This window comes from Novosphingobium sp. NFX11, assembly GCF_057376415.1.
Window position 1 is genome coordinate 474612 of the sequence record NZ_CP080384.1, and the last position, 21765, is coordinate 496376.

A 21765-nucleotide genomic window follows, 5' to 3' on the forward strand; every position below is an offset into this window, starting at 1 on the left:
GTTTGGGCGCGCGGCTAGCAGGTGCGCCCAAACTTCGCAACGTTTACGCGCCCAGCAGCACTTTCTCTCCTTCCGCAATGTAGTCGCGGGTGAGGGGCAGGGCGTGGCGGGAGCGGGTGTACTGGATCTGGTAGTTGCACATGCCACCGCTCTCGAAGGCCGCGGTGGCGCCGGAGAGGTAGAAGATCCACATGCGGTAGAAGCGCTCGTCGTGCAGCTTGACGATGGCCTCCTTGTTGGCGACGCAGCGCTTGTACCATTCGCGCAGGGTCTTGGCGTAATGGAGGCGCAGGTTCTCGACGTCGGTGGCGATGAGGCGGACCTTTTCGCTGGCCTCCACCGTCTCGCTCAGCGCCGGGATGTAGCCGCCGGGGAAGATGTACTTGCGGGTGAAGGCGTCGGTTGAGCCGGGCCCGCCCATGCGGCCGATGGTGTGCATCAGCATCACGCCCTCGTCGTCCAGCATCGTCGCGCAGTCGCGGAAGAAGCGGTCGAACTGGGCCTGGCCGACGTGCTCGAACATGCCGACCGAGACGATGCGCTCGAACTTGTCGCCGCGCGCGGCGAGGTCACGGTAGTCGATCAACTCGAAGTCGATGCGGCCCGAGACGCCCGCTTCCACGGCGCGCTGGCGGGCCAGCACCAGCTGTTCCTCGGAGAGCGTGATGCCCTTGACCGAAACGTCGAAGTGCTTGGCGAGATAGATCGCCATGCCGCCCCAGCCGCAGCCGATGTCGAGCACTTTCTGGCCCGGCTCGATCGCCAGCTTGGCGGCGATGTGGGCGAGCTTGGCGGTCTGCGCCTGCTCCAGCGTGATGTCGTCACTGGGCCAGTAGGCGCAGGAATACTGCATGTGCTCGATGTCGAGGAAGAGGTTGTAGAGGTCGTTGCCCACGTCGTAGTGGTGGGCGATGTTCTTCTTGGCGCTGGCGGCGCGGTTGATGCCGTCGACGAGGGTGACGGCCTTGCCAAGCACCTTCTTGAGCGCGGTCTGTTCCTTCAGTTCGCCGCCCTTGTCCCACCGCGCGTTGGCGCGCAGCAGGTAGACGAGGTTCATGATGTCGCCCTGCTCGACTTCGAGCTGACCGTCCATGAAGGCTTCGGCGGCACCCAGGCGCGGATCGCGCAGGATGCGGCGTTCGGCGCCCTTGTCGGTCAGGCGGATGCGGACGTGGGGAAAGCCTTCTGCGGGGGTTCCAAAGCGACGGAGGGAGCCGTCGGGGCGGGCCAGTTCGAGCACGCCCTGTCGGACGCCGCGCTCGAGGAAGCGGTCAAGTATGCCGAGTGCCATCAGGGGTTTGTGCGGGGGTAATTACCTGCATGCAAGGGGGCTTGTGTTGATAAATGCACAATCCTTACTCCCGCGCCAGAAACAGCACGTCACGTTCCTGGGCCAGCAGGTGCTGTCCGGAATCGACGTAGAGTGTCTGGCCGCTGTCGAGCCAGCCTCCGGCAAGGAACAGGGCTGCCCCCGCTACGTCTTCGGGCGTCGCACGGCGGCCCAGCAGGTTCATGCGGTGGGAGATTTCGGCTTCCGCCTCGTTCTGGTCGTGGCTGGCGAGGATGGCGCCCGGCGCGATGCCGTAGACGCGGTCTTCCTCTGCCCGCCGGGCCATGGAAAGCATCGGGATCGTCGCGGAAAGCGCGTGCTTGCTCATGGTGTAGGAGAAGAAATCCGGATTCGGATTGAGCAGCTTCTGGTCGGTAACGTGGATCAGGCGTCTGCCGGCGGAGGTGCGGGCATGGGCAAGGAACGTCTGTCCCAGCCGGGCGGGAGTGGCAGCGTTCACCCGCATCGCGGCGGTGAAGATATCCGGTTCCAGCGTTTCGGCGGTGTCGAGGTCGAAGACGCCCGCGCAGTTCACCAGCACCCGCCAGTCGTTCAGACGGGCAGCCAGCGCCTCGACCATGGCAGGGCCTTCATCCCAGTCGTTGAGGTCGCACGAGACGATCTCGGCGCTGGGCAGGCTCGCCGCGAGCGCTTCGGCCTGCGCCCGCGACCGGCCGTAGTGGATCACGACATGCCAGCCTGCCGCTCCGAAGGCGCGGGCGATGGTCGCGCCGATCCGCTTGGCGCCGCCGGTCACCAGCATGGCGGGGCGGCTCACTGCGCGGCCTCACAAGGTGACACATCAGGTTTACACGGTTTACACTGTCCTGAAGAGAAACTCCCGCCTCTCCGAAGGGGCTTTCCGTAGCGAGGACAGACGAGCCGGTCATGAATGCAAGTCGCTGAAACATGGCGGCATTGGAGCATAGCCAGCCGCTGTAGGAAAGCCGGGATGCACCGATCGCACCGGCGGAGGGCCACGGCACGGACAAAGCAAAAGGCGCGCCGCCTTTCGGACGACGCGCCTTTCGCAAGGGACCGGGGATAAGGATCAGCGGCAGCGCGGACGGTCGCCGCCACGGTCGATCTCGCGACCCAGGACGGCGCCGCCGGCAGCGCCGAGCAGGGTGCCGACGGTGCGGTCACCGCGGGTGTCGATCGCACGGCCGGCAAGGGCGCCGGCGACGCCGCCGATCAGCAGGCCGGTGGTGCCGTTCGACTTCTTGCAGTAGTAGCGGCCGTTGTTGCCGCGCCAGTACTTGACGCCGCGGTCGTTGTGGTAACGACGGTGATCGCGTGCTTCTGCCGGAGCGGTGAAAGCGACGGTCGCCGGAATGGTGAGCGCCATCATAGTGGCGGCGAGAATGGTCTTACGCATGATATGTGCCCTCATCGTAGCGTGGGAATGATCTGGTAACGCGGCTTTTCGTTCATTGATCCACAACGTCAGATGAACGAACGGCCGCTGCTGGAAATCCGTGACGAACTGCGCTGGTACAGCGATGAAGCGAGGGAAATGTTTCTTTCGGAAACAAAAATACCACCTCAACGCGAAAGCGCGCGGCCCTTTCGGACCGCGCGCTTCTCGTCTCAGGGCATGAAATCTCAGTTCAGCGGCACTGGATGTCGCCCTTGTCGATCTCGCGCCCCAGCGCTCCGCCGAGGACGCCGCCCAGGATCGTGCCGATGGTCTTGTCACCACGGCCGGCGATCTGGTTCCCCGCCAGCGCGCCCACGCCGGCGCCGATGATCAGGCCGGTCGTGCCGTTGTCGCGCTTGCAATAGTAGCGTCCGTCATTGCCGCGCCAGACACGGTCGTTGCGGGTAAGGCGGCGCGGTTCGCGGTAGCGGCCGCGCGAATCGTACATGTCGCGGCGGTCGTAGCGATCGTGACGGTCATTGCGGTCGTACCGGTCATGGTCACGGCGACCGTGCGCGGGCGCCCAGGGCGGCGGGTCGCCAAGCACCGGCGCGACGGGCAGGGCAGTGATGGTGGCGGCGAACGCAGCCATCGCCAGCAGGGACTTCTTCATGGTTCAAACTCCTGCGAAAATTCCTGTTCGAGAACCCGATCGGTCTGGACCCGCACTTCGCAACGCGCGATGAACCGCCGGGCAGGTCGGGAGCGCAAGGGACAAGATGGACCCGGACTGCGACGAAACGTTCAAAAGTGCAATTAGCTCCGAAAGGCATGCCATGTTTCTCGATCTCATCGACGTCTTCGGCTCCGGCCCGCTCAGTGGCAATCCTCTGGCGGTCGTGCGCGGCGGTGAGGGGATGAGCGACGCGCAGATGCTGCGGCTGACGCAGTGGCTGGGCTATTCGGAGACGACCTTTCTCCTGCCGCCGACCGACCCGGGGGCCGATTACCGGGTGCGTATATTCTACCCGGCGGGCGAACTGCCCTTCGCCGGGCACCCGACGCTGGGTAGTGCCCATGCGTGGCTCGCTGCCGGAGGAAAGGCGAAGGAGGACGGATGCGTGGTGCAGGAATGTGGCATAGGTCTCGTCGAGGTGCGCCGGGATGGCGAGCGGCTGGCGTTCCGCGCGCCGCCGCTGATCCGGTCGGGGCCGCTCGATGCCGAGGACCGCGCGGAAACGCTTCGCCTCACCGGGACAGACGAGGCGCAAGTCGTCGCCGCGGTCCATGCCGCCAACGGGCCGGGCTGGAAGCTGCTGCACCTTGCTTCGGCGGAGGCGGTGCTGGCGGCTGAGCCCGTCTCGCGTGCGCCGAAGGGGACCGACGTGGCGCTGCTGGGCCGGTGCGCTCCGGGTGGTGCGGCGCAGTTCGAGTTGCGGGCGTTCTTTGCCGATCCGGCAGGCAAGATGGTCGAGGACCCGGTGACCGGCAGTCTCAACGCGGCGGTGGCGCAGTACCTTTTCGCGAGCGGTCAGGCCGAGGGCAACTATGTCGCCGCGCAGGGCCGCAAGGTCGGGGCGGACGGGCTGGTCTATTGCTCCCAGGATGAGAGCGGCGACGTCTGGATCGCCGGGCGCGTGGAGACCGTAGCGACGGGCGGGGCGTTGTTCTCCGCGTGATCGCTCGTCATTGCGAGCGTAGCGAAGCAATCCAGGGCAGTTCTGCGCCGCCCTGGATTGCTTCGCTACGCTCGCAATGACGATTCAAGTGGCTTGCTTTCCCGCTCGGCGCTGTCGGTAACCGAAAGGGAGGTTCAGCCCGTCTTCTTCGGCAGGGCGACCTCCGCGCTGCCCGTGCACATTGTCGTGCCCTTCTGGTTCTTCATCAGGTGCTTGACGTGGATGAGATGGCGGCCGTCTGCGTCCACCGACTTCTCGGTGACCTCGGCGGACTGGATCGTCACGTCGCCGGTCAGCGCAGGGCCGCGGTAGTTGGCGACTGAGTGCACCACCATGCCGTGCTGCCCCGCCCAGCCCGAAAGGTAGTCGGTCACCCACGAGCCCATCGACGCGCCGTAGCCGTAGCCGCGCGGCATGCCGATGCGCCGGGCATACTTGGCGAACAGGTGCCCGCGCGAGGGGCCGTAATAAGCGCCGTCGGTGAGGAACGGGTTCACCTTGAGCATGTCGGGGTCGTTCTCATACCCGGCCATCTCGCGCGTGAAGCCGAGGCCTTCGAGGTCCTGCTTGCGCAAGTCGAGCGTGCCCCAGGTGTTGACGATATAGGCGCGCCACTCGGTTGCGAAGCTGGCGATGGAGTGGGGGCCGAAGACGCGCTCCGGCAACTGGTCGCCGACCGCGACGTCGTCCCACCAGCGTTCCTTGTTGCCGAGGTCATGGAGCATGCGGACCCAGGCGAAGCGGCGCTCCTCCATCTCCTCCAGCGCTTCGTCGGTCCATTCGGGCTCCTCGAAGTCGTCGGTCTTGACGTTGTCGCCGCCCGCCGCCGCGCGGTAGCGGATCGAGGTGGAGCGCTGGCGGGCGATCTCCTCGCCCTTCTGGTTGGAGTAGTTATTGTCGCCGCGCTGGAAGCAGGTGGGGCCGAAGCCGGTCTGCTTGACCGTGTAGTCGAACGGTATGCGGGTGTTGGTGATCACGTCGCCCGGCTCGATGCGCGGGCCGTAGAACCACCACTCGTCGCCGCCGAACAGGAGGTGCGAGTTTGCGATCTTGCCGACGCAGGCGGGCGCGGCGCCGTGGCCGTCGTCCGTCGCGATGGCGAAGCTCTGCGGCGCGACGAGGCGGCCCCATACGCTCGCCTCGGCATGACCGGGATCGAAGTGGGCGAGGTTGGGGTAATGCATCGCATGGACCCAGCGGCGGATGTCGTTGGGTGCGATGGCCTCACGCAAGGGCGAGAAGTCCATCGTCTTGCCGAGATGGTTGTCGATGTCGGAACAGTCGAAGTCGTCGCTCATGGTGTCTCTCAGAATTGCCTGATGCCGGTGGCGTCTTCGGCCTTGAATACGGGGATCGGCTCGATCGCCTTGAGCATGACCAGCGGGATCACGCGGTCCGTCGCCTTCTGGTAATCGGCGTAGAAGGGATGGCAGTCGGTCAGGAAGGCCCAGACCTTGTCGCGCTCGGCGCCTTCGGGTTCGCGCCATGTGGCGCGAAAGGCTTGCGTGGCGACCTGGAAGTCGACCGTCTCGGCCTCGCGGATGTTGAGATACCAGGCAGGGTGATGGTCGGCGCCGCCCTTGGAGGCGCAGATCACGACCTCGCCGCCGATGTCGGCGTAGCAAAGGGGCGTGATGAAGACCTTGCCGCTCTTGCGGCCGACGTACTTGACCAGGCAGTGCGTGGCGAAGGACCGGCCGCCGACAGGCGTGATGTCCATGATGTGACCCTGCGCGCCGCCTGACGACAGGTACATGTCGCGGTGTTCGACCACCCAGTCCTTGCGCGTGTCGCGGATCGCGGCCGACGTGTCGTCGCTCATGGGCTTCTCCTCTCCTCCCGAGCCGAGGCCCGAGGATGGGGAGGAGAACCGCGCGCGTCCAACCCCGAATGGGGACGCCGGGCAGTGATCGCCGGGGCGGTTGGGGAGTGGGCCGGAAGACCGCCACCATGGCCGAGGCTACCCCTGCATCGTCATTGCGAGCGGCGAAGCCGCGCGGCAATCCAGGGCAGTCGCAACCCGCCCTGGATTGCTTCGCTACGCTCGCAATGACGAATGTAGGCAGCCTTTCAGTCGGCGTCCTTCTCCGGCGGCCAGACGCTGTGCGAGAGCAGGTTGTCGACGAAGGCCTCGTGCTGGGCCTGCCCGACGGGGTCGGGGCGCAGCAGCACGTCGGTGCGATAGCCCGTAACCGCAGACATCGTGAGCTGTGTCAGCTGCTGCGCTTCATCGACATCGAAGCGCGTGGCGAAGAAGTCTGCGATGGCGCAGCGCAGCTTGACCGGGCCGCGCATGTAGAAGGTCTCCTTGATCTCGGGAAACCGCTCACCCTCGCTCACCACAAGGCGGTAGAGCATGACCGAATTGTCGCGCAGCAGGCAGTCGATGAAGCGCAGGCACGCCCGGCGCAGCGCCGGGACCGAGAAGGTCTGCCCGGTCAGCACTTCTTCAACATCGCGCGCGAACGTTTCGACGTGGAGGTCGACGACGGCGGTGAACAACTCTTCCTTCGAGGCGAAGTGCGCCCACAAGGTCGCCTTCGATCCGCCCACGGTATCGGCGATCGCGGACATCGTCGTCTCGGCGTAACCTTGTTCGAGGAACATGCCCGAGGCGACCTGCACGATCTCCGCGCGTTTGCGGGCCTTGTTCGCCTCGCGCTTTGAAATTCCGGTCTTTTCCATCATGGTGTACTCTCTAGTACAGTTTTTTATTGACAGAAACAAGCCGGCAAACGATTTGGACCGTACCGATGAGTACAAAATTCTCCCCCCGAGTCGCGACGGCCGCGCTGCTGATCGCCTCCAGTTCGCTCGCCGGGTGCGGTGCGCCCGACCTTGGGCCACGTCCCGAGCTGCGCCCGCCGTCGACCCTCGACAGCGCCGCCTCGATCCAGGGCACCGCTGCCGAATGGCCGCAGGAGCGCTGGTGGACCGCTTACGGCGATCCCCAGCTCGACGGTCTGGTGGACGAGGCGATCAAGGGTTCGCCCGATGTCGCCACAGCGCTGGCCCGCATCCGCCAGGCGCAGGGCGCGCTCGAATCCTCGCGCGCCGCGCTGCTGCCCAGCATCGGCGGGCAGGGCTCGGCCTCGGTCGAGAAACAGAGCTACAACAACGGCACTCCGGTCGCCGCGCTGCCCAAGGGCTGGAAGGACTATGGCATGCTTGCCTTGTCCGCCAACCTCAACCTCGACATCTGGGGCAAGAACCGCGCACTCCTTGCGGCCGCGACTTCGGCTGCCGAGGCCGCTGTCGCCGACGAGCGGCAGGCCGAATTGGTGCTCGCCTCGGAAGTCGTGTCGTCCTACTTCGACCTCGGCCGCCTGCTCGAACGCCAGAAGGTGCTCGACGAGACGCTGGCCGCGCGCGAAGGTTCGGCCAAGCTGGTCGGCCAGCGCGTGACGCAGGGCCTCGACAACCAGAGCCCGCTGCGCCAGTCCAACGCCGAAGCCGCCCGCGCACGGATCGACGTCGCCGCCAACCGCGAGCAGATCGAGAAGCGCCGCCACGCGCTCGCCGCGCTGCTCGGCGCTGGTCCCGATCGCACCCTGACGCTCACCCCCGTCGATCGCGACCATCGCCGCTACGCCGGTGCCGGCCGATGCGGGCATCGCGCTCGCCGGTCGTCGCCCCGACATCGTCATGTCGCGCAAGCTGGTGCAGGCGGCCGACAAGGGCGTCGAGTATGCGAAGAAGTCGTTCCTTCCCGACATCTCGCTGAGCGGCCTCATCGGCCTCAGCTCGCTGGGCATCTCGCACTTGTTCGACGGCGGTTCGGACTATGGCAGCGCGGGTGCGGCGGTGAGCCTGCCGATCTTCCAGGGCGGGGCGCTTTCGGGTCGCTATCGCCTGGCACGCGGCGGCTACGACACGATGGTCGCCAGCTACAACAAGTCGGTGATCGGTGCGCTGCAGGAAGTCGCCGACGCGCTTTCCACCCGCACTTCGGCCGGTGAGCAGGAGCGCCACGCGCTCGAAGCCCGGACCGAGGCGAACGCCGCCTACGGCCTCGCGCTCCAGCGCTACAAGGGCGGTTTGAGCACCTATATCGACGTGCTCAGCGCCGAAACCACCGCGCTCGACACCCGCCTCGGCGCGGTCGACGCTCACTTCGCCACGCTCGCCAGCGAAGTCGCGCTCAAGCGCGCCCTGGGCGGCGGATATGCAGACGATTCAGCCAAGAAGGCCACCCCCGATGAGTGACGAAACCCCCAACGACGCCGGTTCGAGCACCGTCGTGGACAAGAGCAAGCGCAAGAACCTTCTGCTCGGCCTTGGCGGCGCAGTCGTCGTGATCGGCGGCCTGTGGTTCCTCTACGCGGAGTTCATCGGCAGCCGCACGGTCTCGACCGACAATGCCTATGTCGCCGGTGAGAACGCGCAGGTCACCCCGCTGACTTCGGGCCGCGTGGTCGAGGTGCTCGTCACCGACACGCAGCCGGTGCGCAAGGGCCAGCTGCTGTTCCGCATCGAGGACTCCGACCAGAAGATCGCGGTCCAGCAGGCCGAAGCCAACCTTGCGATGATGCAGCGCCGCTACGGCCAGTCGATCGCCAACAACGCGGCGCTGGGCGCCGCCGCCGGGGCGAGCGACGCGCAGATCAACACTGCGCGCGCCGGGCTCGCCTCCGCGCAGGCGACGCTGACCAAGACCCAGGAAGACTACAAGCGCCGTGCGGCCCTTTCGGGCACCGGCGCGGTGTCCAATGAGGAACTGACGACCGCGCGCCAGGCGCTGGACTCGGCAAAGGCATCCTACCAGCAGGCCCAGGCCGCCGTCGCGCAGGCGCAGGAAAACGCCCGCAGCGCCCGCCGCCAGGAAGAGGCCGCCGTCGCGCTCACCAAGGGCACGACCCTGCAGACCGCGCCGGAGATCCTGCAGGCGCAGGCCCAGCTGGAGCAGGCGAAGCTCGACCTCGAACGCACCATCGTGCGCGCGCCGATCGACGGCGTCGTGTCCCGGCGCAGCATCCAGGTCGGCCAGCGCATCCAGAGCGGGCAGGCGGCGATGACCGTCGTGCCGGTGGGTGAACTCTACGTCGACGCGAACTTCAAGGAAGATCAGCTCGGCAAGGTCCGCTCGGGCCAGAAGGCTACGCTGACTTCCGACTTCTACGGCGGCAAGGTCGAATACCACGGCAAGGTCGTCGGCTTCTCGGGTGGCACCGGCGCGGCGTTCTCGCTGATCCCGGCGCAGAACGCGACCGGCAACTGGATCAAGGTGGTGCAGCGCCTGCCGGTGCGCATCCAGCTCGATCCCAAGGAGCTGAAGGAGCACCCGCTGCGCATCGGCCTGTCGATGGAAGCCGAGATCGACCTGACGGACAACGACTGATGGCCGGCGGCGCTCCGGCTGCAGCGGCGCAGGAAAGCGGACCACCGCTGACCGGCGCCAAGCTGATCCTGGCGGGCTTCGTGCTCGCCATGGCCAACTTCATCGTCGTGCTCGACACCACGATCGCCAACGTTTCGGTGCCGCACATTGCGGGCGGCCTTGCCGTCTCGGTGTCGAGCGGCACCTGGGTCATCACGTCCTACGCGGTCGCCGAGGCGATCTGCGTGCCGTTGACGGGCTGGCTCGCCAACCGCTTCGGCGCCTTGCGGGTATTCATGTTCTCGCTGGTCGGCTTCGGGATATTCTCGACGCTGTGCGGGCTTTCGGGGACGCTCTCGGCACTGGTCATCTTCCGTCTCGGGCAGGGCTTCTGCGGCGGGCCGCTGATGCCGCTGACGCAGACGCTGATGCTGAAGATCTTCCCCAAGGAGATGCAGCCCAAGGCGATGGCGATGTGGGCGATGACGGTCGTGACCGCGCCGATCGCCGGTCCGATCCTGGGCGGCTACATCTCCGACAACTGGTCGTGGGAGTGGATCTTCTTCATCAACGTGCCGATCGTGGCGCTGATCTTCTTCGGCGTGGCGGTGCTGCTGCGCGGGCAGGAGACGCCGACCCAGAAGCTGCCGATAGACAAGATCGGGCTGGCGCTGCTGGTGATCTTCATCGGCGCGTTCCAGATGATGCTCGACCTCGGGCGGGACGAGGACTGGTTCTCCTCCACCAAGATCGTCGCGCTGGCGTGCATCGCGGGCGTGTTCTTCATCGCCTTCCTGATCTGGGAGCTGACCGAGGAACACCCGATCGTGAACCTCAGCGTGTTCCGCTATCGAGGGTTCTCTGCGTCCACGGCCTCGCTGACGATCGCTTTCGGTACGTACTTCGCCTCGATCGTGGTCATCCCGCAGTGGCTTCAGACCTCGATGGGTTATACCGCCACGGAGGCGGGGCGGGCGATGGCCTTCTCGGGCGTATTGGCGGTGGTCGCATCGCCCTTCGTGCCGGCGCTGATGAAGCGGTTCGACCCGCGCCTGCTGGTGTTTATCGGCGTCTCGTGGATCGGTGTCTGCGCGCTGATGCGCATGACATGGTCTACCGACATCACGTTCTGGACGATTGCCATCCCGCAGCTGCTGCAGGGTGTCGGCGTCTCGCTGATGATCGTGCCGCTCACCACCATCAGCCTCAGTTCGGTGCAGCCGCACGAGACCGCCTCGGCCGCCGGTATCGCCAACTTCGGGCGAACCCTGGCAGGCGCGGTGGCGACGGCGATCATCACCACCGTGTGGAGCGACATGTCGCGTTCGCGCAGCGCCGACCTGTCGGGCGTGCTCAACGGGGCGGACGCGACCTCGCAGGCGCTCCAGCAGCAAGGCTTCAGTGCCGAGCAGGCGCGCGTGGCGATCGCGCAGATGGTCGAGAATCAGGGCACCGCGGTGGCCACGGGCGAGCTGTTCGTGATCAGCGCCATCGCCCTGTTCCTTGCCGCGATGACCATCTGGCTGGCTCCGCGCCCGCCCAAGAACGTGAAGCCCGCCGCAGGGCACTGAGTTACCAGACAGCCGGTGTCGCCGCCCCCGAACAGGCGGCACCGGCGCGTCGGCCGGACCGAAAGCACAGACAGCCCCCCAGTCCCCCCGCTTTCCGTCCGGCCGACGCACCCTTCGGGCGCAGGTCGCTCTTGCCGAACCGGGGCGGCGATCCCATTGCAAGGCAATGGAAAACGACGCCCGCCGAGAGGCTCCCGCCACTGCCCGCAACCGTGACCCGATCCTGTCGGTCCTGCGCGACGTGCTGCCGGTATCCGGCCATGTGCTGGAGATCGCCAGCGGCACCGGCGAGCATGCCATCCACTTCGCCGCCGCCTTGCCCGACCTCGTCTGGCAGCCGACCGATCCCGATGCCAACGCGCGCGCCTCGATCGCGGCATGGGGGGCAGGCGGAGCTGGCAAACTTGCGCGCGCCGCTGGAACTGGACGCGGCCTCGCATGAATGGCCGATCACGGAGGCACAGGCGGTCGTCTGCATCAACATGATCCACATCAGCCCCTGGACCGCGACGGAGGGCCTCATGGCCGGCGCCGCGCGGGTGCTGGAATCGGGCTACCCGCTGGTGCTGTACGGCCCCTATCGGCGAGAGGGGCTGACGCTCGAGCCCAGCAACGCGGCCTTCGACGAGGACCTCAAGCGGCGCAACCCGGAATGGGGCCTGCGCAGCGTGGAAACCGTGCGCGCCTGCGCTCTGGACAATGGCCTGGCGTTCGACAGTCTCGTCGAGATGCCCGCCAACAATCTGATGCTGGTCTTCAGGAAGCGCTGAAGCTGCGCCGGATCAGGCGCGGCAGGACCAGCGCCTGGCCCACCGCGCGGCCGCCGAACAACACCGCGAAAGCTACCCACAAGCCATGGTTGCCGAGCGGCTGAAGCGCCCACAGCAGGGCGAGGTAGGCTGCCATCGCCGCCGCCATCGTCCCCAGCATCGCCCGCGTCCATCCGGCGCCGACGAACACGCCGTCGAACACGAAGGACGACACGCCCAGCACCGGCAGCACTGCCAGCCACGGCGCATACTGCGCGGTCGCGGCGACTACGGCAGGGTCGGTGCTAAACGCCGCCGCGAGCCGGGCGCCCGCCAGCGCGTAAAGCGCCGCGACGGCAAGCCCGGTCACGCCGCCCCATACCAGCGCGGAACGTACGGCGGCGGTGAAACGCGCTCGCGACTGCGCGCCAAGCGCCTCGCCGCAGAGCACTTGCGCGCCGCTCTCGAACCCGTCGAGCAGGAGTGTCGCCAGCATGAAGATCTGGAACAGCACGCCGTTGGCAGCCAGCGTGACTGGCCCGGCGCGGGCACCGACGCGGGCGAACAGCAGGATCGAGCCGGTCAGCAGCAGGGTGCGCACGAACAGGTCGCGGTTGAGCGCGAAGAGCCGCGCGAGTTCGCTCCGTGCCCACGTCCCCTTGCGGCCGAGGGCCGCCAGCGCATCGCGCGCCGCGCCCTCGCGCACGACGATCGCGGCCAGCAGGAGGAATTTGAGGGCTTCGGAACTCACCGTCGCCGTCGCTACCCCGGCCACGCCCCAGCGCACGACGAGCACCAGCAGCAGGTCGAGGGCGATGTGGACGAGGTTCGCGATGATCTCGACCACCAGGACATGGCGAACCTTGCGTCGTCCGATCAGCCAGCCCACCAGCACGCAGTTCGCCAGCCACACCGGCCCCGCCCAGTAGCGCACCGCGACGTAGCTGCGGGCCGCCTCGCGCACCGGCCCCTCGGCGCCCAGCACGTCGAGGCCCAGCGGGATCGCGAGCGGCATGGCCGTGAGCAGCACCGCGCCGATGCCGAGCGCCACCGCCATCGCGCGTGCCAGCGTCTCGCCCCCGTCGCCGTCACCGCGCCCGCTACTTTGCGCGGTCAGCGCGACGGTGCTGGTGCGCAGGAAGTTGAAGACGTTGAGCAGACCGAGCATGAACTTGGCCCCCAGTTCGACCGCCCCTTGCGCCGGGGCGTCGCCGAGCCGTCCGATCGCCCACATGTCGGCAAGGCCGAACAGAGCGGTGGCCACGTTGGTCAGCATTGCGGGCAGGGCGATGGCCCAGAGCTGGCGGGCGGGAGAGGGCGGGGAGACGGTCACGGAACCGGGGTCTAGCCAAGCGCACCCGCAGGGGCAAACGAACCGGAGAATCGCCGCTGCGATCAGGACATATTGTCCCACCTTCGCGAATCACTCCAGGCGCAGGATCGGCGGTTTTCCTAAGGGCACGCCATGTTGCAGTGCGATACCCGGCTGAAGGTGCAAGGAAAGCGCACGCAATGAGGGCTTGCCAAACCCGCGTAAATCAGGGAGATTGTTGAAAGTTGGTGGATCAGGCAGCTTCTGCTGCATCTGCGAAGAAATCGGCGCGCCGGAGTGATTTCTCATCCCCGGCGCGCTCTCTCCCAACACCGGTAAGGTTACATGAACCTTTCACCGACCACATTGCACAAGAATCCGGCTTTGGCAAAGCGGGAAATGCATTTCATGCTGCGCAGCATGCAATTTTTCCTTCGCCCATTTCCCGCGCGTTTCTGCGGTGTTGCATGTCCTGCGCTGTCATCCCGGCGATGATTGCGGGGTGCCTGTTGCGCATCGTCTCCTGCGATGATCCGATGGGGATCGAAGGAGAGAGGCATGACCCAAATGGGCACCGACACCGGAAAATTCGAGCAGAATACCGGCCCGGCCATCTATCTTGATTCGCTCGAGTCGCAGGCGAGGCGGGTCGAAACTCCGTGCGGCGACGGGACGATGGCATGGCGAATCTGGGGCGAAGGGGCGCCGCTGGTCCTTGCACATGGCGCGCAAGGGTCCTGGACGCACTGGGTCCGCAACATAGAGCGACTGTCTCGCCACCGGCGGCTGATCGTGCCCGACCTGCCGGGCCACGGGGATTCGGCCATGCCCGCGAGCAACGACCATGCAGGCATCTCGGCCGCGCTTGCCCGGGGATTGTCTGCGATCCTCGGCGCGGAAAAGATGCCTGCCGATTTGTGCGGCTTCTCGTTCGGCGGCGTCGCGCTGGCGCATCTGGCGGCGCTGCATCCGGGCACGGCGCGCAGGCTGGTGATCGTCGGCTGCGGCGGGCTGGGAACGCCGATGGGGCACCCGCGCCTCGGCCGGATCAGCGGTCTGGTTGGGGAGGAGCGCCGCGCCGCTCTCAAGGCCAATCTGCTCGGGCTTATGCTCCATCACCCCGAGAGCGCCGACGACCTTGCGATTCACATGCTGCTGCCGACTGCCAAGGCTGCGCGGCTTCATGCACCGCCGCTGGTGCTTCCCGACAGACTGGTCAAAGTGCTTCCGGAGGTCCGCGTCGCTGTAGACGCGATCTGGGGCGCGTTCGACCTGCCGCATCCCGACCCGGCCACGCAGGAGGCGGCGCTGCGTACCGTCCAGCCCGACGCCGAGTTCCGCGTCGTCGAGGACGCCGGGCACTGGGCGATGTACGAGCGCCCCCAAGCGTTCGAGGCGGCCTTGCTGGATATTCTCGCAAGGCCGCCTCGCAAGGTGGGCTGACGGGCTACCAGACCAGCGGCAGGTGCTCTGGCCCGATCACGCCGCCGGGGCGGTACTCGATCCGCGTGCCCGGCTTCACCGAGAATGCCGGGATGCGCTTCAGCCATTCCTGCAGCGCGATCTTCACTTCCAGCCGGGCGAGGTGTGCGCCCATGCAACTGTGGACGCCCACGGTGAAGGCCAGGATCGTCTTGCGCGGGCGGTCGAAGTCCACCTCCTTGGGGTTCGGGAACACTTCGGGGTCGAAGTTGCAGGCGGGCAGGACAAAGGTGACGCGGTCCCCCTTCTTCATCTGCACGCCGCGCATCTCGTAGTCCTTGTCGAGGACCCGACCCGAGAACGTCACCGACCAGCGGCGCAGCAGTTCTTCGACGATCTTGTCGATGTCCTGCGGGCGGCTGTGGATTTCAGCGAGCTTGTCCGGATTCTCGGCAAGGTAGAGCCAGATATTGTTCAGCGTCGCGAACACGGTGTCGAGCCCGGCGATGAACAGGAAGCAGACGAAGCCGAAGATCTCCTTGTCCGACAGCGGCACGCCCTCGGGCGCGGAGTGGGCGATGCGGCTGACGACGCCGTCGTCGGGATTCGCCTTCTTCTCCTCGATCGCCTGGCGCAGATAGGCGGTGATCTTGCCCATCGTCTCGCCCATCACCGCGCGGTCGTTCGAATGGAGGAGTTTCATCGCCCAGTCCACGAACTCGTCGCGCATGTCCTGTGGCAGGCCCATGATGTCGAGGAACACCGTGACCGGCAGCGGGCGGCCGTAGTCCTCGGTGAACTCGCAAGTCCCTCCGGCGGCGACTTTCGCCTCGATCTCGTCGATCAACCCGTTGGCGCGCTGGCGGATCTGCTCCTCCAGCTTGAGCACGCCCTGCGGGCTGAACACCGGATCGACGATGTTGCGGTACTTGCGGTGGTGCGGCGGGTCGATCTCGATCGGGATGAAGTAGAAGTAGTCGTCCGGATCGCGCGGGAAGGGCGTGGCCCCCTCGTTCGAGAAGATGTCCGGGTGGCGCAGGCCGAACAGCGCGTCCTCATGCTTGATGAGGTGCCACATGTTCCCCATCGGGCTGACGTCGTAGTAGATCGGCGGCTGCTTTTCATGCAGCGCGGCCATGAAGTCGTGGGGGTTCGCAAGGAAGTCCGGCCCGACGGTGAGGCCCGACTGCCGGATCAGTTCGGGCGGAACGTGGGCGGGCACCTGGTCCATCCCGACATGGCGCGGGAAGCTGGGGGCACGGGATTGGCGGCGTCGATAGGCATGGCGTCCTCTCCCTCAGAACTGCGTTTCGGGCAGGTGGATGACCAGCCCGTCGAGCGCGGTGGTCATTTCGATCTGGCAAGAGAGGCGGCTGCTCGGCCGAAGCTCGCCGGCTACGGCTTCGAGCAGTTCGGCCTCGGTGTCGGACGAGGGACCGCCCACCGTGTTGACCCAGTCCTCGTCCACGTAGCAATGGCAGGTCGCGCACGAGAGGCCGCCGCCGCATTCGCCGACGATGCCCTCGATGCCGTTGTACAGCGCCCCGCGCATGACGTTCTCGCCAAGCGGTATGTCAACGCGCGTCTGGTGCCCGTCGTGATCGACGTAAGTGATCTGCGGCATGGTTTCCTCTCTCGTTGTCCTGTGAGAACATTGTTCTCATTCTTGTACGCGCTTGAGGGCGGCCAAGTCAATCGCATCGACGCAGGGCTGGACCGGGGCCCCCGCGGGCGTAGCGCTTCAAGGATGACGACCGCCTATCCGCCGCTGTTCACCGCGCCCGAAGCACCCGAAGGCGACCGCGCGTTGCTGCTCATCCGTGCCGCCTACGACCTGCTCGACGAATCGGGGCTGGAGGGCCTGACGATCCGCGCGGTGCTGGCGCGGGCAGGGTTGGCGCGGCGGGCGTTCTATGAACGGTTCCAGGGCAAGGACGACCTCGTGCTGGCGGTGTTCGACAGCTCGCTGCGGACGGCGGCACTGCAGTTCCGGGACATTACTGCGCGCTGCGAGGGGCCGGTGGAGGCGCTGCGGGCGATCGTGACGGGAATCGTGGTCGGCCAGCTCGGACAGGACCGGTTGGGCGCGAACCGGCGCGGGGCGGCGCTCAGCCGCGAGCACTTGCGGCTCGCCCAGACACGGCAGGGGAATTGAACTCGGCGCTGGAGCCGCTGCTCGACCTGATCGCCGGGCATGTCGCGGACGGCATCGCCGTCGGGGCCTTCCGGCGGGCCGATCCGCAACTGCAGGCACGGCTGGTCTACAACCTCGTATCGACCACCGTGCATACGGTGCTGCTTGCGGAGGAGGAGGGTATTCCCGACCGCACCGGGCGCGAGGAACTGGCGGGCGAATTGTGGGAGTTCTGCCGCCGGGCCTTGGCGGCGTGAGGTTCACCCAACCTTCGTCATTGCGAGCGTAGCGAAGCAATCCAGGGCGGCGTTCAACTGCCCCGGATTGCTTCGCTGCGCTCGCAATGACGAAATGTGGGAGACGAAGGGAGGCGGGATTACCTTAATTGGTCATCGCCGGCATCGCCTTGCCGAACAGATAGCCCTGTCCCTGCGTGCAGCCTTCATCGCGCAGGTATTCCCGCTCCATGTCGCTTTCGATACCCTCGGCCGTCACGATCAGGCCAAGACTGCGGCCGAGGCCGATCACGGCGCGGATGACGGCGCGTGAATTGGCTTCATGGTGCAGGTTCAGGATGAACGACTTGTCGATCTTGATCTTGGTGAAGGGGTAGTTGAGCAGGTAGCTCAGCGAAGAGTAGCCGGTGCCGAAATCGTCGAGCGAGATGCCGATGCCGAAGGCGCGCAAGTTGCGGATGATCGCTGAAGGACGCGGGCCTTTCTCCATCAGCACCGCCTCGGTGATCTCCAGTTCCAGACGCTCGGCGGCGAGGCCGGAGGTGGAGAGGGCGTTGATCACCGTGCTCAGCAGGTTGCCGTTGCGGAACTGCAGCGGTGAGACGTTGACCGCGACTTTGACGTGGTCCGGCCATTGCATCGCCGCGCTGCAGGCGCTGCCGAGCACGAAGCGGCCGATCTGGTCGATCAGGCCGATCTCCTCCGCGAGGGGCACGAAGACGTCGGGTGGCACCGCGCCGCGCTCGGGATGGTTCCAGCGCAGCAGCGCTTCGTAGCACTCGATCTGCCCGCTCTGGAGATCGACGATCGGCTGGTAGTGCACTGCCAGCCCCCTCGCGCACGGCGGCGCGCAAGTCGATCTCGAGGCGGTTCTTCTCCTGCGCGGCGGCGTCCATCCCGGCTTCGAAGCTGCGACATGTGCCGCGCCGCTCGCCCTTGGCGGCGTAGAGCGCAAGGTCGGCGTAGCGCAGCAGCGTCTCGGGATCGCGGGTATCGTAAGGCGCGGAGGCGAAGCCGATTGTTGCGCCGATGTGGATCATGTGGCCCTGCACGAAGAAGGGCTCGGACAGGGTGGTGATGATCGACTTGGCCACCAGTTCCGCCTGCGTCAGGCTGGAGCGGCGGAAGATCAGCGCGAATTCGTCGCCGCCGATGCGGCACAGCAGGGCCTCGGGCGGGATCAGCTCGCGCATGCGCCGCGCCGCTTCGGTCAGGACGATGTCGCCGAAGTGGTGGCCGTAGGTGTCGTTGACCGGCTTGAAATGATCGAGGTCGATCATCGCCAGCGTTGCCGTTTCCTGCGGGCCGGCGTTCGTCAGCAGGTCGTTGAGCTGGGCGCGGCAATGGGCGCGGTTGGCGAGGCCGGTCAGTTCGTCGTGGCGTGCCATGTGCGCCATGCGCTGCTCGATGCGGCGTCGTTCGGTGACGTCGAAGATCGAGACGATGGTGCCGGAAAAGCCCTCGAGGTCGGAGACGCGCGTGGCGATCACGGTCTCGATCGCGGTGCCGTCGCGCCGCAGCATCTTCCAGCTGTCGCCGGTATCGGCGCGGTCGGTGACGAGCAATTCCGCAGCGTGGGCGCGCGAAGTCTCGGGGAACAGATCACCGGCCGGGAGGTCCGCCATTTCTTGTGGGGTATAACCGAACAGGGCGCAGGCGGCCTCGTTGGCGGTGCGGATGCAGCCGCTTTCGGGGTCGTAGACGAACATCGCCAGCGGGTTGCGTTCGAACAGCAGGCGGAAGGCGTCTTCCTTCTGCTTGAGGTCGGTGATGTCCACGCGCACGCCGATCGAGCCGCCGCTTTCGAGGCGGCGCTCCTCGATCATGATGCAGCGGCCGTTCGACAGCCACTGCTCGTGGCGGTGCGAAGGCTGGCGCAGCAGTGCGAGGCGGCTGGCGAGCCATTCCTCCTCGCGCCCGGCCGCTTCGGGGTAGTCGCCCCGCGCGATGCCGATGCGCAGCGCGTCGCCGAGCTTGGCGCCGGGCACCAGCAGGTCGGCCGACTTCTCGTAGATCTGGGCGTACTGCTCGTTCCAGAGGATGTAGCGATCCTCCTCGTCAAGGAAGACGATGCCTTGCGGAATCGCCTCGATCACCTCGCGCAGCCGCGTCTCGGCGAGCGAGGCCGCCTGAAGCGCGGTGTCGAGCGAAGGCAGGTCTCCGCGCTCCGCGATGGCGAGCGCGAGTTCCTCGCCGGTTACGTCCTGTTTAAGCCCCAAATACAACGCAGATCCCCATCTGGTTTGGAGCAGGCTATGAGGCAGGTGGTTAATTTTCTGCCCTATGGCGACAAAGGTATGACGAAGCGGGGCGCGCAATTTCAAGGGTCTGGAGCATGAACTTTTGGTAACCGCGGGGCGCCGATCGCCCGGAATTCGGGCAGTCGGCTAACGCTGGAAGCGAACCTTCGCACTTCGTCGCATCCTTGATTCCGGTGACGTCGCAAGGCGCAGGTTAGGCCGATATGATTGACGCAAGCTGACCGGGCGCCTTCGCAGTTGCGCGAAGACGGCCGTTCGTGTCCCCCTCTTCGCTCCAATGCAAATGGCCCGCCGCACACGGGTGCGACGGGCCAAGCTTTCCTCCCCAGGAAAACTCTTGAGCTGCCTCAGCGGCGGATCGCGCTGCCGAGACGGTGATAGAGGTTGGAGTACTTGGACGAGATCGGATCGTCCTCGTGCGCCTTGAGGTAGAAGACGACGGCTTCCTGAAGGAGCTTGAAGTCCTCGTTCGAGAGCACCGCGCGAGCGCGGGTCGGTTCTGCGGTCATGGTGGTCATGCTATGTCCTTTCCTTGCTATGCGGGGGTGCTTCCCCAAGTGCCGCAGGGACTGTCCCGTTGGCTTCTTCCTAATTCTAAACTCGACCCCATCTTCGTCATCGCGAGGACCGAAGGCCCGTGGCGATCCAGGGCATTGTGACACCGCCCTGGATTGCTTCGCTACGCTCGCAATGACGAACGTGGGGGCTGCGCCTTACGCGGCGAACTGGTTCCCCCGCCGCCTCAGGCCGCGAACTGGTTCATCGTGTTGTGCGCGCCGCCGGCCTTCAGGGCGGCCTCGCCGGCGAAGTATTCCTTGTGGTCGTCGCCGAGGTCCGAGCCGGCCATATTCTGGTGCTTCACGCAGGCGATGCCCTGGCGGATCTCCTCGCGCTGCACGCCCTTTACGTAGCCGAGCATCCCGGCGTCACCGAAGTATTCCTTCGCCAGATTGTCGGTCGACAGCGCGGCGGTGTGGTACGTCGGCAGGGTAATGAGGTGGTGGAAGATGCCTGCCTCGCGCGCCGCGTCCTTCTGGAAGGTGCGGATGCGCTCGTCGGCTTCTGCCGCCAGCTCGGTGGCGTCGTAGTCGATGCTCATCAGGCGCGCCCGGTCGAAGGCCGAGACGTCCTTGCCCGCCGCCTGCCAGGCATCGAAGACCTGCTGGCGGAAGTTGAGCGTCCAGTTGAAGCTGGGCGAGTTGTTGTAGACCAGCTTGGCGTTCGGGATCACCTCGCGGATGCGGCTGACCATTCCGCCGATCTGGCCGATGTGCGGCTTCTCGGTCTCGATCCACAGCAGGTCCGCGCCGTTCTGCAGGGCGTGGATGCTGTCGAGCACGCAGCGGTCCTCGCCGGTTCCCGAACGGAACTGGTAGAGGTTGCTGGGCAGGCGCTTGGGACGAAGCAGCTTGCCGTCCCGGCTGATGAGAACGTCGCCGTGGCCGACCGTCTCGACTTCCTCGCAGTCGAGGAAGGCGTTGTACTGGTCGCCGATGTCGCCCGCTTCACGGGTGAAGGCGATCTGCTTGGTGAGGCCGGCGCCGAGCGAGTCGGTGCGCGCCACGATCAGGCCCTCGTCGACGCCCAGTTCCATGAAGGCGTAGCGGACCGCGCGGATCTTCGCGATGAAGTCCTCGTGCGGGACGGTGACCTTGCCGTCCTGGTGGCCGCACTGCTTTTCGTCCGAGACCTGGTTCTCGATCTGGATGCAGCAGGCGCCTGCCTCGATGAACTTCTTGGCAAGGAGGTAAGTCGCCTCCGCATTGCCGAAGCCCGCGTCGATGTCGGCGACGATCGGCACCACATGCGTCTCGTAGGCGTCGATGGCGTGCTCGATGCGCTTGGCCTCGACTTCGTCACCGCCCTCGCGGGCCTTGTCGAGATCGCGGAACAGGCCGCCCAGCTCACGTGCGTCGGCCTGGCGCAGGAAGGTGTACAGTTCCTCGATCAGCGCCGGAACCGACGTCTTCTCGTGCATCGACTGGTCGGGCAGCGGGCCGAACTCGCTGCGCAATGCCGCGACCATCCAGCCCGAGAGGTACAGGTAGCGCCCCTTGGTGGTGCCGAAGTGCTTCTTGATGGAGATCATCTTCTGCTGGCCGATGAAGCCGTGCCAGCAGCCCAGCGACTGTGTGTAGTTGGCGGGGTCGAGATCGTAGGCCGCCATGTCCTCGCGCATGATGCGCGCGGTGTAGCGGGCGATGTCGAGGCCGGTCTGGAAGCGGTTCTGCAGGCGCATGCGGGCGACCGATTCGGCCTCGATCCCGTTCCAGTGGGTCTCGGTGCCGATCGTATTACCGGCTTCGATGATCTTGCTCTGGTAGGTCACGCTTCAGTTCCTCTTCGCGGATGCGATTGCTTTCGATGGAGCCGAGGTAGTCGCGGTGACGGCGC

21 protein-coding genes and 3 pseudogenes are annotated in these 21765 nt (G+C 66.4%); 9 read left to right on the top strand and 15 right to left on the bottom strand.

Translation table 11 applies throughout. From position 1 onward, the window contains the following. Positions 1–43 precede the first annotated feature (43 nt). From KZO24_RS02355 to KZO24_RS02370, 4 genes are all read right to left on the bottom strand, one after another. Positions 44–1291: a class I SAM-dependent methyltransferase gene (locus KZO24_RS02355; RefSeq protein WP_271184654.1), complete on the bottom strand. Its 1248-nt coding sequence runs from the start codon at positions 1289–1291 to the stop codon at positions 44–46. A 64-nt stretch (positions 1292–1355) separates the two neighbouring features. Continuing rightward, positions 1356–2093 carry an SDR family oxidoreductase gene (locus KZO24_RS02360; protein WP_271184786.1) on the bottom strand — a complete coding sequence of 246 codons (738 nt, stop codon included), beginning with the start codon at positions 2091–2093 and terminating at the stop codon, positions 1356–1358. 288 nt (positions 2094–2381) lie between these two features. After that, positions 2382–2708 (bottom strand): glycine zipper 2TM domain-containing protein, encoded by a 327-nt coding sequence (locus tag KZO24_RS02365; protein ID WP_008833099.1) that lies wholly within the window; start codon positions 2706–2708, stop codon positions 2382–2384. A gap of 232 nt (positions 2709–2940) precedes the next feature. Continuing rightward, on the bottom strand, positions 2941–3363 hold the full coding sequence (locus KZO24_RS02370; RefSeq protein ID WP_008833098.1) for a glycine zipper 2TM domain-containing protein: 423 nt from the start codon (positions 3361–3363) through the stop codon (positions 2941–2943). A gap of 163 nt (positions 3364–3526) precedes the next feature. On the opposite strand from KZO24_RS02370, the gene KZO24_RS02375 reads away from it, so the two are divergent. Next, positions 3527–4369, top strand: coding sequence for a PhzF family phenazine biosynthesis protein (locus KZO24_RS02375; protein ID WP_486486773.1), 843 nt, complete (start codon positions 3527–3529; stop codon positions 4367–4369). A gap of 134 nt (positions 4370–4503) precedes the next feature. Here KZO24_RS02375 and KZO24_RS02380 read toward each other — a convergent pair whose 3' ends face one another. The 3 genes from KZO24_RS02380 to KZO24_RS02390 form a co-directional block, all read right to left on the bottom strand. Continuing rightward, positions 4504–5667: an FAS1-like dehydratase domain-containing protein gene (locus KZO24_RS02380; protein ID WP_271184656.1), complete on the bottom strand. Its 1164-nt coding sequence runs from the start codon at positions 5665–5667 to the stop codon at positions 4504–4506. Positions 5668–5675: 8 nt separating this feature from the next. Further along, positions 5676–6191: a nitroreductase/quinone reductase family protein gene (locus KZO24_RS02385; protein WP_271184657.1), complete on the bottom strand. Its 516-nt coding sequence runs from the start codon at positions 6189–6191 to the stop codon at positions 5676–5678. Between the two features lie 248 nt (positions 6192–6439). Then, a complete protein-coding gene (locus tag KZO24_RS02390) occupies positions 6440–7057 on the bottom strand; it encodes a TetR/AcrR family transcriptional regulator (protein ID WP_430097389.1) in 618 nt (205 codons plus the stop codon). A gap of 65 nt (positions 7058–7122) precedes the next feature. Between KZO24_RS02390 and KZO24_RS02395 the strand changes: the two are divergent. The 5 genes and pseudogenes from KZO24_RS02395 to KZO24_RS02415 all read left to right on the top strand — a co-directional run. Continuing rightward, positions 7123–7845 (top strand): annotated as a pseudogene (locus KZO24_RS02395) (TolC family protein); the annotation flags it as partial. A 169-nt stretch (positions 7846–8014) separates the two neighbouring features. Then, complete coding sequence (locus KZO24_RS02400; protein WP_486486774.1) at positions 8015–8575, top strand: TolC family protein; 561 nt, start codon at positions 8015–8017, stop codon at positions 8573–8575. After that, the gene (locus KZO24_RS02405; protein WP_069708137.1) at positions 8568–9707 is read left to right on the top strand and encodes an HlyD family efflux transporter periplasmic adaptor subunit; all 1140 of its coding nucleotides are present in this window, start codon (positions 8568–8570) and stop codon (positions 9705–9707) included. Before KZO24_RS02400 ends, KZO24_RS02405 begins: the two co-directional genes overlap by 8 nt. Continuing rightward, positions 9707–11257: a DHA2 family efflux MFS transporter permease subunit gene (locus KZO24_RS02410; protein ID WP_271184659.1), complete on the top strand. Its 1551-nt coding sequence runs from the start codon at positions 9707–9709 to the stop codon at positions 11255–11257. Before KZO24_RS02405 ends, KZO24_RS02410 begins: the two co-directional genes overlap by 1 nt. A gap of 166 nt (positions 11258–11423) precedes the next feature. Continuing rightward, positions 11424–12027, top strand: a pseudogene (locus KZO24_RS02415) (DUF938 domain-containing protein). Here the strand turns inward: KZO24_RS02415 and KZO24_RS02420 are convergent. Then, positions 12014–13339, bottom strand: coding sequence for an MATE family efflux transporter (locus tag KZO24_RS02420; RefSeq protein ID WP_271184660.1), 1326 nt, complete (start codon positions 13337–13339; stop codon positions 12014–12016). The pseudogene KZO24_RS02415 and the gene KZO24_RS02420 sit on opposite strands and share 14 nt — an antisense overlap. Positions 13340–13429: 90 nt before the next feature. Then, positions 13430–13627 carry a hypothetical protein gene (locus KZO24_RS02425; protein WP_289357396.1) on the bottom strand — a complete coding sequence of 66 codons (198 nt, stop codon included), beginning with the start codon at positions 13625–13627 and terminating at the stop codon, positions 13430–13432. A gap of 249 nt (positions 13628–13876) precedes the next feature. Here KZO24_RS02425 and KZO24_RS02430 point away from each other — a divergent pair, with 249 nt between their 5' ends. Then, entirely contained in the window at positions 13877–14761 is an 885-nt protein-coding gene (locus KZO24_RS02430) for an alpha/beta fold hydrolase (RefSeq protein WP_271184661.1), read from the top strand. Positions 14762–14765: 4 nt separating this feature from the next. Here KZO24_RS02430 and KZO24_RS02435 read toward each other — a convergent pair whose 3' ends face one another. Then, positions 14766–15971, bottom strand: coding sequence for a cytochrome P450 (locus tag KZO24_RS02435; protein ID WP_486486775.1), 1206 nt, complete (start codon positions 15969–15971; stop codon positions 14766–14768). 66 nt (positions 15972–16037) lie between these two features. Continuing rightward, a complete protein-coding gene (locus KZO24_RS02440) occupies positions 16038–16364 on the bottom strand; it encodes a 2Fe-2S iron-sulfur cluster-binding protein (RefSeq protein ID WP_271184663.1) in 327 nt (108 codons plus the stop codon). A gap of 123 nt (positions 16365–16487) precedes the next feature. Between KZO24_RS02440 and KZO24_RS02445 the strand changes: the two genes are divergently transcribed. Both KZO24_RS02445 and KZO24_RS02450 read left to right on the top strand, forming a co-directional pair. Continuing rightward, positions 16488–16895 carry a TetR/AcrR family transcriptional regulator gene (locus KZO24_RS02445; protein WP_486486776.1) on the top strand — a complete coding sequence of 136 codons (408 nt, stop codon included), beginning with the start codon at positions 16488–16490 and terminating at the stop codon, positions 16893–16895. Continuing rightward, positions 16892–17131, top strand: a complete 240-nt coding sequence (locus KZO24_RS02450) for a hypothetical protein (protein ID WP_486486777.1) — start codon at positions 16892–16894, stop codon at positions 17129–17131. Before KZO24_RS02445 ends, KZO24_RS02450 begins: the two co-directional genes overlap by 4 nt. 124 nt (positions 17132–17255) lie before the next feature. Here the strand turns inward: KZO24_RS02450 and KZO24_RS02455 are convergent, their stop codons facing one another. The 4 genes and pseudogenes from KZO24_RS02455 to KZO24_RS02470 form a co-directional block, all read right to left on the bottom strand. Further along, positions 17256–17933: a putative bifunctional diguanylate cyclase/phosphodiesterase gene (locus KZO24_RS02455; RefSeq protein ID WP_486486778.1), complete on the bottom strand. Its 678-nt coding sequence runs from the start codon at positions 17931–17933 to the stop codon at positions 17256–17258. A gap of 151 nt (positions 17934–18084) precedes the next feature. Then, positions 18085–19206 (bottom strand): annotated as a pseudogene (locus KZO24_RS02460) (diguanylate cyclase domain-containing protein); the annotation flags it as partial. A 512-nt stretch (positions 19207–19718) separates the two neighbouring features. Continuing rightward, positions 19719–19889, bottom strand: coding sequence for a hypothetical protein (locus tag KZO24_RS02465; RefSeq protein ID WP_008833082.1), 171 nt, complete (start codon positions 19887–19889; stop codon positions 19719–19721). A 224-nt stretch (positions 19890–20113) separates the two neighbouring features. Continuing rightward, positions 20114–21700, bottom strand: a complete 1587-nt coding sequence (locus tag KZO24_RS02470; protein WP_069708130.1) for an isocitrate lyase — start codon at positions 21698–21700, stop codon at positions 20114–20116. Positions 21701–21765: the final 65 nt, after the last annotated feature.